This is a genomic window from Methylocaldum sp., from assembly GCF_039794385.1.
In the GTDB taxonomy this organism is placed as follows: Bacteria; Pseudomonadota; Gammaproteobacteria; order Methylococcales; family Methylococcaceae; genus Methylocaldum.
In genome coordinates, this window is the sequence record NZ_JBDIVO010000139.1 from 1 (window position 1) to 11,464 (window position 11,464).

Below are 11,464 nucleotides of genomic sequence, written 5' to 3' on the forward strand. Positions count from 1 at the left end.
GCGGCGTCTCGAGGCCCTCGCTACGAAAAGGTGTGAGCAATGCGGGCTAGTTCCCGGAGCCGGCTACATTATACGGAGTGAAATTGGGAAATACGTCACGGAATTATCGTTTGCTTCGTCCTAGCCTAAGGCATCTACGAAACGTTGGAGGGGCCCGGCCGATGAAGACAAATCCGCATAATGAAAGGGCGTCGGACCTGGAGATTTATACGTTTCGCTTGCGTTTCGAAGGTTCCACCGATATTCCCCTCGAGACCGGCGGGTATTGGTGCGATGCGGAGGGGCGCCTGATCGAGGGTGCCGATGCGGTCAACGGGAAACTGTTGCTGGCGCTGACGGAGCCGGAGCTCAAACATGGGCGCTTGCTCATTGCCCCGGTATCTCCCGACACGTTTCGCGCCGGCCGGCTCACGGCTGACGATCTGCGGTCGTACGATGCGTTCGAGCCGCGAGCGCTATTCGATCCCGGACTGCGGCATCACACTCTGCCGGAAATTCCGGAATCCGTGTGGCGATTCTGGTTCATATACCGACAGTTTGCGCTCGGACGGCCGAGACGGTCGCAAGCCGCCATTCAGAGCTGGTAGGGGCTGCGTAGCACCCTGTCTCCACGCTCAAAGCACCATGATCAGTTGACTTCCGAAAACGTCGACTTCGTAATGGGTCAGATTAATGATCTGAAAGGCACATGCCTGTGCCTGGGCGGGATCGTCGAAAAAGCCGATCACGACGCCCGCAACGGCATAGCCATATCCGTTAAACATGCGAATGACATTTTTGATTACCGTTTCCATCGGTACCTCCTTGGCAATCTGCGTACGCCATTCATTTCGGCAGATAAATCCGCTCGATGGGCGGAAGAATCGAAACGCTCCGATCGCCTCGCACTCGGCGGCCCCCTGCCTTGCCAAATCCCCTTTCATGCTTTAGCTTAGCCCCATATCCGTAAGGCTGGGGGTGCCCTGCTGCCGTTCTCGGCGTGGTCGATCATTTGCGAACCGGCTCACCGACGACCGTGTCCCGCAGGGCTGAGAAACACCCTTCGAACCTGATCCGGTTAACACCGGCGTAGGAAAGCCTGTCCTGAGCCTGGCGATGGACCCGTCTTGCCTGCGCCCCCTTTTTCCGTTTTTGAACCAGGAGAAAGCGATGAGCGCATTTCCCGAAGAATTCCTGCATGAAGCAGTAACCGCCAAACGAGCTTCCATACGGCCGTTCGCCGCTTCAGAAAAGATTTATGTCCAGGGCAGCCGTCCCGATGTCCGCGTGCCCATGCGCCAGGTCGTTCAATCCGACACTCCGGCCAGTTTCGGCGCCGAAAAGAACCCGCCGATTTATGTCTATGACACCTCCGGGCCTTATACCGATCCGCAAGTAAGTATTAATCTGCGTCTGGGCTTGCCGCCTTTGCGCGAAGCCTGGATCGGGGAGCGCGGCGATACCGAGGAGCTTTCCGGGCCGAGTTCCGAGTATGGACGGAAGCGCCAGGCCGACCCCTCTCTCGCCCATTTCCGCTTCGAGCATATCCGCCGGCCGCGCCGGGCCAAAACCGGGGCTAACGTGACTCAGATGCATTACGCGAGGAAAGGCATCGTCACGCCGGAAATGGAATTCATCGCCATCCGCGAAAATCAGCGCCTGGAAGCCGTCAGCGAGATGTACAAGCTCCAGCATCCGGGCGAATCCTACGGCGCGTCCATCCCCAAGGTCATCACCCCGGAATTCGTGCGGGACGAAGTCGCCCGCGGCCGCGCCATCATCCCGGCCAATATCAATCATCCGGAATCCGAGCCGATGATCATCGGCCGCAATTTCCTGGTGAAGATCAACTGCAACCTGGGCAACTCGGCCGTCACCTCCTCGATCGAGGAAGAGGTGGAAAAAATGCTGTGGTCGATCCGCTGGGGCGGGGACACGGTGATGGATTTGTCCACCGGCAAAAACATCCACGAGACCCGCGAGTGGATCATCCGCAATTCGCCGGTGCCGATCGGTACGGTACCCATTTATCAGGCCTTGGAAAAAGTGGACGGCAAAGCCGAGGAACTGACCTGGGAGATCTTCCGCGATACCCTGATCGAGCAGGCCGAGCAGGGCGTGGATTATTTCACCATCCATGCCGGCGTGCGCCTCGGGTATATCCCGCTGACCGCGAAACGCGTGACCGGCATCGTGTCGCGCGGCGGCTCGATCCTGGCCAAGTGGTGCCTGGCCCATCACAAGGAGAATTTCCTCTACACGCATTTCGAGGAAATCTGCGAGATCATGAAAGCCTACGACGTTAGCTTCAGCCTGGGCGACGGCCTCAGGCCCGGCTCCATCGCCGATGCCAATGACGAGGCCCAGTTCGCCGAACTCAAGACCTTGGGCGAGCTGACCGAGATCGCCTGGAAGCATGACGTTCAGGTGATGATCGAAGGCCCCGGCCACGTGCCCATGCACATGATCAAGGAAAACGTTGAAAAGCAGCTGGAACTTTGCCGGGAAGCGCCCTTCTACACCCTGGGGCCGCTCACCACCGACATCGCGCCGGGCTACGATCACATCACCTCGGCCATCGGCGCCGCCATGATCGGCTGGTTCGGAACCGCCATGCTCTGCTACGTCACGCCCAAGGAGCACTTGGGACTGCCCAACAAGCAGGACGTCCGCGACGGCATCATCGCCTACAAGATCGCCGCCCACGCCGCCGATCTCGCCAAGGGCCATCCGGGTGCTCAGGTTCGCGACAACGCCTTGTCCAAGGCGCGTTTCGAATTCCGCTGGGCGGACCAGTTCAATCTCAGCCTGGACCCGGAAAAGGCCCTGGAATTCCACGACGAAACACTGCCCCAGGAAGGCGCCAAGCTGGCCCATTTCTGCTCCATGTGCGGCCCGCACTTCTGCTCGATGCGGATTACCCAGGACGTGCGCGATTACGCGCAAACCCATGGACTCAAGGAAAACGAGGCCTTGACGGCGGGCATGGAGGAGAAGGCGGAGGAATTCGTGAAGAGCGGGGCGGAGATTTACCGTAAGGCGTGACCGTTGCCGAATGGAATCTTGCTCATATCGTGGTGACGCTCGCCTGCGGTCGCAATACGCGGTTGCAGGCTGTCCCCTCTCTGATGCCCCATAGCAGTGCCGTGCCGCGCAGAAAAATTTTATCGAGGCGGCGGTTGAGTTGACGGCAGGTGACCTAATGTATCGTGATTTTTGCTATAGTCGCCTGCGTTTCCAACCATAAGAAAAGAGAGGAAATCATGGAATCGAACGTCGTCAAAGGCGCAATCGGGTTCGCCATCGTCATGATCGTCGGTTTTATCATCGTCGGCACGACGCGCGAAACTCAGCAGGAAAAAATGCAAGGCGCCTTCCTGCAAACATCGAACCTGCTCAGCAGTTTGGCTTTGGACAAATGCACCGAGGCGGTAAAGAGTGAAATCGGCACTCATCCCTACAGCCCGTCCGAATCCGACAGCGATCACGTTAAATACGTCACCTTGATCTGGAACAACGTCGGCTCGGCGAAACGCGCCGAATGCCGTTACGTCATGGATCAGGGCATCACCCTTCTGAAGATCGACGACCGCACCATCATCGAGAACGATGTAGCCGCGACCACCGCTCCCAGCGCGCCGCGTCCGGTACACCACCAATAAGCCTCGGAGAACGAAGACCCGCCTGCAGGGATCGAGCGGATCGCGACGGCGATTCCGCCGCGGGCGGTCTCCGGCGGCGCGACGAAAATCTGCCCTAAGAACCGATTCGAGGCTATCTTTCCCCTCTGCGCGAGGTTTTCCAAATCGAGATCAGCACCCATAATCCGCCGATGCCGGCGGCGGTAAACCCCAAAACGCCGAGGGCGGGCAGGCCGAACAGGGTGGGGCCGCCGCTGACGGTCATGACGATGGACGATCCGATGATGAGCGAAGCGGTCACCATGCCTACGGTTAATCGGCTGGCGGCCCGGTCCATGAGCATCCCGAAACGGTCCAACTGGCTGAGGTCCACGTGAACGTTGACGGCTCCGCTCCGGAGGAGCCTCATTAGCCTTCGGATGTCTTGCGGCAGGGCACTCAGGACCGACATCAGGCTGGCCAGATTGCGCCGGCCTTTTCGAAGCAGTGTGTCCGGGTGGTACCGAAGCACGCTGGCTTGCTGCAATAGCGGAGTCGCTTGCGCGACGATGTCGAAATCGGGATCGAGCTGGCGTCCGGTACCCTCGAGTGTGATCAGCGCCTTGAACAGCATGGTCAAATCTGGCGGCAGGGTAAGCTGGTGGTCCCGCATCAGACTCGTCATTTCTGTGAGCATGTCGCCCAGACGGAGCTGTTTGAGCGCGACGCCGTGATATTTATCGATGAACATGCCCACTTCGGCGACCAGTCGCTCGGTGCTGGGCGCGGCTTCGCCTGCCCAATCCAGCAATACGTCCACCACCGTGGCGGCATCCCGGACCACGATGGCATTGAGCATGTCCACCACTTGGTCCCGCCGCGATTCCGACAGCGAGCCGACCATGCCGAAATCGATGAAAGCCAGCCTGTTTTCGGGTAGAAAAATAAAGTTGCCGGGGTGTGGGTCGGCATGGAAAAAGCCGTCGATCAATACCATCTTGAGCACGGCGTCCGCGCCGCGTTGAGCCAGAATCTTGCGATCGAGTCCCGTGGCGTCGAGCGCCTTGAGATCCCGTCCGGCTATCCCTTCGATATATTGCTGAACATTGATCCGCTCGCCGCAGTATTCCCAGTAAACTTTGGGGATCACGATCGTGGGGTCGCCCGCGAAATTATCGGCGGCCCGCTCGGTGTTCCGTCCCTCGGTCAGCAGATCGAGCTCGTTGCGCAGGGAGATCTTGAATTGCCGCAGTACTTCTTGCGGATGGAATCGACTGACGTCGGGGAATTCGTGCTCGACGATTCCAACCAGACGCTCGAGCAGGCGTAAATCCGCTTCGATGGTCGGGCGGATACCGGGGCGGCGAATCTTGACGATCACCTGTTGACCGTCGGGAAGACGGGCTCGATGGACCTGTGCGATGGAGGCGGCGGCCAAAGGCGTTTCGTCGAACTCGACAAACACTTCGCTGACCGACCCGCTCAAATCTTCCTCGATCTGCGATCGCAGTTTCTCGAAAGGAAGCGGCGGCACCCGGTCATGCAGTTTTTCGAATTCCGTGATCCAGTCCGGTGGAAACAAGTCCACGCGAGTGGCAAGGATTTGGCCGAACTTGATGAAGGTCGGCCCCATCTCTTCCATGGCCTTGCGCACGCGTTGCGGCGGATCGAGGCGAAGCAGCTCCTCGAAGCGGGTCCAGTTGAGCGCCCGCCCGGCCTTTTCCAGCAGCCGCTCGAGTCCCAGGCGCTTGACCATGTCGCCGAAACCATAGCGGATCAGGATGGACGCGATGTCGTGCAATCGCCCGAGATCACGCATTGCACTCAGAGTTTCAAGTATCATCGTCGAATGATTCGCTATTGGAGGAAACGCTCAAAATCCGTGCCGATCGCCGCGACGGAATTCGACGAGCGCGGTTGTGTGGCGGGCTGCCTGAACGCCGCTATCCTAGCCCGCATTCCTTACACCCTCCAATCGCAAACGGTCATCCGGGGAACACCCGGACGACCCTTCCAATCGCAAACGGTTGCTTTAGCCGCAACCCTTCCAATCGCAAACGTCATCCGGGGAGCACCCGGACGACCCTTCCAATCGCAAACGGTCGCTTCGGGAGCACCGAAGCGCCCCTTCCAATCGCAAACGGCATCTCTGGGAGCGCCAGAGATGCCCATCCCGCTGCGGACGCCGATTCGCTCGCCGAACCCTTAGATCGGTTGCCAAGGGGGATATTTCTTACCTTATGTTACACGATTGGCTTATCGCGCCAGCCAGCCGAGCGTCTGCTGGACATCGTACCTATCTAGGTCGGTTTCCCGGCTGCGCGTCGGGGCGCATTCAGCTTTCGTCGGCAGCGGCGTCGACGCTTGGCTGAGGGTCATTATGGCGTGTCATTCAGCGCCGTGGACTTCGCTTGCGCTCGTTATCTTCGGGCAGGACGATATTGAGTTCCAAAATCTCGCGGTTTTCATCCTGTTCCATGGAAACCGTGATGGCGTTTTGGTCTATGTTCACGTATTTGCGGATCACTTCCAGCAAATCCTTTTGCATGGCGGCGAGATATTCGGGTTGAGAGCGCTGCGAGCGTTCGTGCGCCACCAGGATCTGAAGACGCTCTTTGGCGATAGCCGCACTCGACGGCCGAGAACTTCGAAAATAATCCAAGAGTCCCATAATTAACCCCCGAACAGCCGACCGAACAAGCCTTTCCTTTCCTCTTCGAGGAAGCGATGGGGGACATTTTCGCCTAAGTACCGGCGTATCACATCGGCATATGCCTGGCCGGCATCGCTCTTGTCGTCGAGAATGACCGGCGTTCCCGCGTTGGATGCACTGAGCACGGCTTTCGATTCCGGTATTACGCCGAGCAGATGCAAGGAGAGAATCTCCTGTACGTCGTCCACGCTGAGCATTTCGCCCAGTTTGACCCGTTGCGGGGAATAGCGGGTCAAGAGGAGATATTCCTTGATCGGTTCAAGTCCCTGTTCGGCGCGGCGGGACTTGCTGGCGAGTATGCCCAGCATGCGATCCGAGTCGCGGACCGAAGAAACTTCCGGGTTGGTGACGACAATCGCGTCGTCGGCAAAATACATCGCCAGATTCGCGCCGCGTTCTATGCCGGCGGGGGAGTCGCAGACGATGTATTCGAAGGTTTCGGACAACTCGTTCAGAACTCGCTCGACACCATCCAGGGTGAGCGCATCCTTATCGCGGGTTTGCGAAGCGGGCAGAATGTAAAGGTTCTCGCAGCGTTTGTCTCGGATCAGGGCCTGATTCAAGGTGGCTTCCTGATTGATGACGTTCACGAAGTCATAGACCACGCGTCTCTCGCACCCCATGATGAGATCCAGGTTGCGCAGCCCGATGTCGAAATCGATGACAGCGGTGCGGTGGCCTTTCAACGCCAATCCCATGGAAACGGCGGCGCTGGTGGTCGTTTTGCCAACACCCCCCTTTCCGGAAGTCACAACGATAATTCTCGCCACTCGTGCTCTCCAGATTCAAAAAGCTTTGTTTACAGGTTTTCGATGATTAACGAACTGTCGCGCAGATAAATTTGCACCGGCTTGCCGCGCATGGATTCGTCCAAATTTTCGCTGATCTTGTAGTGTCCGCCGATGGCAATCAGTTCTGCTTGCAGGTCCGCGCAGAAAATCCGCGCATCCAGGTTTCCCTGTACCCCCGCCAATGCACGTCCGCGGAGTGAGCCGTAAATATGGATATTTCCGTCCGCCATGACCTCCGCCCCGGGACTGACTTGGGACAGAACGATCAGGTCGGCGCCGGAGGCGTAAATCCGCTGCCCGGAACGGACCGGCTGCTCGATCAGTTTGCTTCCGCTCGGCAGCTTGGCCGTCGCGCGCGATGAGGATTTCGAAGCGGAAGGCGCAGGCGCTGGTCCGGCGACGGTTTCGTGCTTATGTTCCGGAAATATGGCCAGTTTCGCGTCTTGCGCCGCCGCTTGCAGCCTTGAACTTCCGCCGCGGGTGCCGACCGGAACCAAATGATGATCGTGCAGGATGTCGATCAAATCGAAGAAATCGACATAGGCGTTGTTGGGAAGGTCGCTGAGATCGATCACCACCGGGGCGTTACGGAAAAATTCCGGTGCTTGCCGGATCTTGTCTCTGAGCTGTTGGGCGACAAGCGCGTTGTCGCTGTTCGAAAGCTTCAGGATCGGCAGCGTAATGGAACCCGATTTGATTTCGAGCGAAACGGACCGGGCCGACTGTTCGTTAGACTTGACGGGCATCCTGATTGGGCGGGGCTCATCGGCGGAATTTGCGATGGGCGCATTCTATCACTCCCTTAAAATTTGCGTAAACGCAAGCCGCGAAAAGCGAATTTCTCGACTGAGGTTCCATCGAGCGAGCAGGGCACGCGCCAACGATGCTATGATCTTCGAAACGATCGCCAGTTTGCTGCGTCGCGCGTAGCCAGGAGGGAAGCTTCATGAGCCAAAGAGAGATAGATGGTACCGGCATTAGGGTTGTGCCCGTCGGGCTAGGTGCCATGCCGTTGTCCATCCAAGGCAGGCCCAGCGAAGAACAAGCGTTTCAAGTCATCGAGACCTTTCTCGCCGAGGGCGGCAATTTTATCGATACGGCAAACGTTTATTGTCTGGACGATTCCGACATCGGGCACAATGAACGCCTCATCGCCAAAGTTCTGGACCAACTCGGCAAACGGGGTCAGGTTGTCATCGCAACCAAAGGCGGTCTCAGGCGCCCGGGCGGCGAGTGGGTGATCGACGGCGCCCCGAAATTTTTGCGGGAGTCCTGCGAACGAAGCCTCAAAGACCTGAAGACGGATTGCATCGAGTTATATCAGCTTCATGCCGTCGATCCCAATATCGGCTTGCTGCCTTCTCTGGAAGAGCTGATAAAGCTCCGGGACGAAGGCAAAATCAGGCATATCGGGCTATCCAATATCACTAGCCTGGACATTCTCCAGGCCGCTCTCGATCACGCGCCTATCGTTTCCGTCCAGAACCGTTGCAATCCGTTCGAAAAGCAGGATTTCGCCAACGGCGTGATCGACTATTGCGGTTTGAAAGGCATCACCTATATCCCTCATAGTCCGGTAGGCGGACACTACGGTCACGTTCGTCTCGGTCACAGCGAATTGTTCGAACGTCTGGCCGAAAAGTACCGATCGTCCCGTTATGGCATCGCCTTGGCCTGGCTGCTGGCCAAAGGCGAGCATATCATTCCCATTCCGGGAGCCAGCAAGCCGACCAGCATCGCGGACAGCATGCGCGCCTTGCACGTCCACCTCGATCCGGAGGATGTTCGCGCAATCGACAACATACCGGAACTTCGGTGACTCATTGGCTTTTGCCCGCGACGACGGCATTCATCTGCTGGGGAATTTGGGCATTTCTGCCGAAACTCACCACGCGCTATATCGATCCCAAAAGCGCCATTATTTACGAGGCTGCCGGCGGGCTCGTCGTAGCGCTGGTTGTTCTGGCCCTTTTCGTCTTCAAGCCGGCCACGGAGCCGCGCGGCATGGTGTTGGCGTTGAGCACCGGGATCCTCGGGGCCATGGGAGCTTTCGCTTATCTTTATGCCATGACCAAAGGCCCGGTTGTGTTGGTCTCCACGGCTACGGCCTTGTATCCGACCGTCGCCGTGGTTCTGGCCTATTTTTTCTTGAACGAGTCGGTTACTCTCAAGCAAGCGATCGGGATCGTACTAGGTCTGATCGCGATGGTATTGGTTAGCACTTGAAGAGCGATTAGTCGGTTCTGCGCAACGCGCCTTAAGGTTGCGTAGCCCATACCGGCAATGATGCTTGCCAGGGAATAAAACGCGCATGCAATTACCGGACTATCAAGGCGCCGGCATCGTAAATCTGCTCAGCTCGCTCATTACCGGGCTCGGTGGCGAGCCGAACGGCTATGCGCCCCTCAACGGCCTATCATCGGCGGAGGTGGGCGCTTACCGCAATGTTGTTCTGATCGTAGTCGATGGACTCGGTTATGAATACTTGATCAGGCAGGACCGCGGCAGTTTCTTGCGGCAACATCTCCGCGGACGCATGACATCGGTCTTTCCGTCCACTACCGCGACGGCCATAACGAGCTTCTTGACCGGACTGGCGCCGCAACAGCACGGTTTGACCGGATGGCACATGTATTTCAAGGAATTGGGTGCCGTACTGTCGGTATTGCCTGGTGTGCCTCGATACGGCGGGATACCGCTGGGGAAATGCGGCATCGAAGCCGAAAAATTTTTCGGCCATGTGCCGATCTTCAATCGCATTCCGCTGCCTTGCTATATCGTTTCCCCGCGCCGTATAGCCCATTCGGACTTCAATTTGGCGCATCAAGGCAGAGCCGAATTGCGAGATTTCGATACGATCGAGGAATTTTTCGGCGTGATCGTTCGGACTCTCCGGAAGGATGTTCATCGCAAATTCATTTATGCCTACTGGTCTGAACTCGACCATATCGGCCATGAGAATGGATCGGCAAGCCCGGAGGCGGAACAGCATCTGGCTGAACTGGACAGCGCCTTCGAGGCGTTTTTCGGAAACATTGCGGGAAGCGATACGCTGCTCATCGTCGCGGCGGACCACGGTCAAATCGATACCAGCCCCGAGCGTGTCATCGAGTTGGACGATCATTCGGAGCTGAATGAATGCCTGATATTACCTTTATGCGGTGAAAGACGGGCTGCATATTGCTATGTGAAATCGGGCGAGACGCAACGCTTCGAACGTTATGTACAAGATAACTTGGCCGCTTACCTCGAATTGCATCTCAGTCGGGATCTTCTCGCTTCCGGCTGTTTCGGTTCAGGCACGCCTCACCCCCGGTTGACCGAACGCATAGGCGATTACATGCTGATCATGAAGGAGAATTACGTGATAAAGGATTGGCTCCCCGGCGAGCGCCCATATCGGCAGATCGGTGTCCACGGCGGCATGAGCCCGGAGGAGATGTTCGTCCCGCTTATCGTGGTGGCGGCTTAGGCGGGAAGGCTGCATACGAGTAGGCTCGGGTTATGCGGACACTCGGTTAGATGCGGCCTCGGAGATTGCACTTCGACCCGAAGAGTCGAAGCTTTGCCTGTCACGATGCGAATGGATTCCAAAGTAGGCGTGCAAAGAAAAAAACCGGCACGGGAACGTCCGGTGCCGGTTTATGCGTCTTCTGACGTAGCGCTTAGAGCGTTTTCCATCCCGGTGTACGGATTCGTGCCAGGAGGGGAGAACGTAGGTCGGCAATCCCTTGCCGACAAAGCCCTTCGCCGAGCCGATACGTCGGCAAGGGATTGCCGACCTACATATCCGAATCCCTTACACCGATTCGGAAAACGCTCTAAAAATGTAGCATTCATTGTGCATGGGCGCTTGCGGAGTTTGATCCGAGATCGGCCGTCTTTTGCAGAATGCCTTTCCAGACTTCTTGCCAGCAGCAGTGGTGGTCGAAGTTGGGGAGCACGAAAACCTGGGCCTGGGGGCGCCGTTTGGCGATCGGTTCGAAGACGGAAGGCGGGACGACTCGGTCGGTCTCGCCGAGATAATGGTATTCGATGACGCCCTTAACCTTGATTTCGGCCGGGTTCAGCGAGCCTGCAAGAGGGCTGTATCCGTGATGGGCGGTCCAGGCCTCGATGTCGAGATTTCCGGCCAAGGTCACGACGGCGGAGGTTTCCGGGAAACGCGGTGCCAGCAGAACGGCCAGCGCGCCGCCGCCGCTGTGTCCGAACAGAACCAGCCGCTCGAAGCGGCTTTTCGAAAGGAAGCTCCGCAAGGCGTGCGCCAGGCTGTCGACCACCTCGGGGCCGTACCTTCTATGCGTCCACAGCGCCGGCGAACAGCCGAGATCGGCCGAATGCCCGTAATAACAAGGACGCCC

11 protein-coding genes, 1 pseudogene and 1 riboswitch are annotated in these 11,464 nt (G+C 58.0%); of the genes and pseudogenes, 6 read left to right on the forward strand and 6 right to left on the reverse strand.

The genetic code is table 11. From position 1 onward, the window contains the following. Positions 1-161 precede the first annotated feature (161 nt). Positions 162-587, forward strand: coding sequence for a hypothetical protein (locus tag ABJK70_RS13010; RefSeq protein ID WP_133716296.1), 426 nt, complete (start codon positions 162-164; stop codon positions 585-587). A 27-nt stretch (positions 588-614) separates the two neighbouring features. Here the strand turns inward: ABJK70_RS13010 and ABJK70_RS13015 are convergent, their stop codons facing one another. After that, positions 615-794: a hypothetical protein gene (locus ABJK70_RS13015; protein WP_133716295.1), complete on the reverse strand. Its 180-nt coding sequence runs from the start codon at positions 792-794 to the stop codon at positions 615-617. A gap of 149 nt (positions 795-943) precedes the next feature. Continuing rightward, positions 944-1,092, forward strand: a riboswitch (TPP riboswitch). 57 nt (positions 1,093-1,149) lie between these two features. Between ABJK70_RS13015 and thiC the strand changes: the two genes are divergently transcribed. Next, positions 1,150-3,024 (forward strand): phosphomethylpyrimidine synthase ThiC, encoded by a 1,875-nt coding sequence (gene thiC / locus ABJK70_RS13020; protein ID WP_347258185.1) that lies wholly within the window; start codon positions 1,150-1,152, stop codon positions 3,022-3,024. A gap of 218 nt (positions 3,025-3,242) precedes the next feature. Continuing rightward, positions 3,243-3,641: a hypothetical protein gene (locus ABJK70_RS13025; RefSeq protein WP_077730958.1), complete on the forward strand. Its 399-nt coding sequence runs from the start codon at positions 3,243-3,245 to the stop codon at positions 3,639-3,641. Between the two features lie 112 nt (positions 3,642-3,753). On the opposite strand, the gene ABJK70_RS13030 is transcribed toward ABJK70_RS13025, so the two are convergent. The 4 genes from ABJK70_RS13030 to minC form a co-directional block, all read right to left on the reverse strand. Then, positions 3,754-5,442: an AarF/UbiB family protein gene (locus ABJK70_RS13030; RefSeq protein WP_077730957.1), complete on the reverse strand. Its 1,689-nt coding sequence runs from the start codon at positions 5,440-5,442 to the stop codon at positions 3,754-3,756. Between the two features lie 549 nt (positions 5,443-5,991). Then, positions 5,992-6,270: a cell division topological specificity factor MinE gene (gene minE / locus ABJK70_RS13035; protein ID WP_077730956.1), complete on the reverse strand. Its 279-nt coding sequence runs from the start codon at positions 6,268-6,270 to the stop codon at positions 5,992-5,994. A gap of 2 nt (positions 6,271-6,272) precedes the next feature. Next, positions 6,273-7,082, reverse strand: a complete 810-nt coding sequence (gene minD / locus ABJK70_RS13040; RefSeq protein ID WP_077730955.1) for a septum site-determining protein MinD — start codon at positions 7,080-7,082, stop codon at positions 6,273-6,275. 29 nt (positions 7,083-7,111) lie between these two features. Beyond that, positions 7,112-7,849, reverse strand: a complete 738-nt coding sequence (gene minC / locus ABJK70_RS13045; RefSeq protein ID WP_086133009.1) for a septum site-determining protein MinC — start codon at positions 7,847-7,849, stop codon at positions 7,112-7,114. A gap of 200 nt (positions 7,850-8,049) precedes the next feature. On the opposite strand from minC, the gene ABJK70_RS13050 reads away from it, so the two are divergent. The 3 genes from ABJK70_RS13050 to ABJK70_RS13060 all read left to right on the forward strand — a co-directional run bounded on the left by ABJK70_RS13050 (position 8,050) and on the right by ABJK70_RS13060 (position 10,575). Further along, positions 8,050-8,922 carry an aldo/keto reductase gene (locus ABJK70_RS13050; protein WP_347258186.1) on the forward strand — a complete coding sequence of 291 codons (873 nt, stop codon included), beginning with the start codon at positions 8,050-8,052 and terminating at the stop codon, positions 8,920-8,922. Then, complete coding sequence (locus ABJK70_RS13055; protein ID WP_077730952.1) at positions 8,919-9,329, forward strand: DMT family transporter; 411 nt, start codon at positions 8,919-8,921, stop codon at positions 9,327-9,329. The genes ABJK70_RS13050 and ABJK70_RS13055 overlap by 4 nt, the downstream gene beginning before the upstream one ends. 85 nt (positions 9,330-9,414) lie before the next feature. Next, positions 9,415-10,575 carry a nucleotide pyrophosphatase/phosphodiesterase family protein gene (locus tag ABJK70_RS13060; RefSeq protein ID WP_347258187.1) on the forward strand — a complete coding sequence of 387 codons (1,161 nt, stop codon included), beginning with the start codon at positions 9,415-9,417 and terminating at the stop codon, positions 10,573-10,575. A 364-nt stretch (positions 10,576-10,939) separates the two neighbouring features. On the opposite strand, the pseudogene ABJK70_RS13065 reads toward ABJK70_RS13060, so the two are convergent. Next, positions 10,940-11,464 (reverse strand): annotated as a pseudogene (locus ABJK70_RS13065) (alpha/beta hydrolase); the annotation flags it as partial.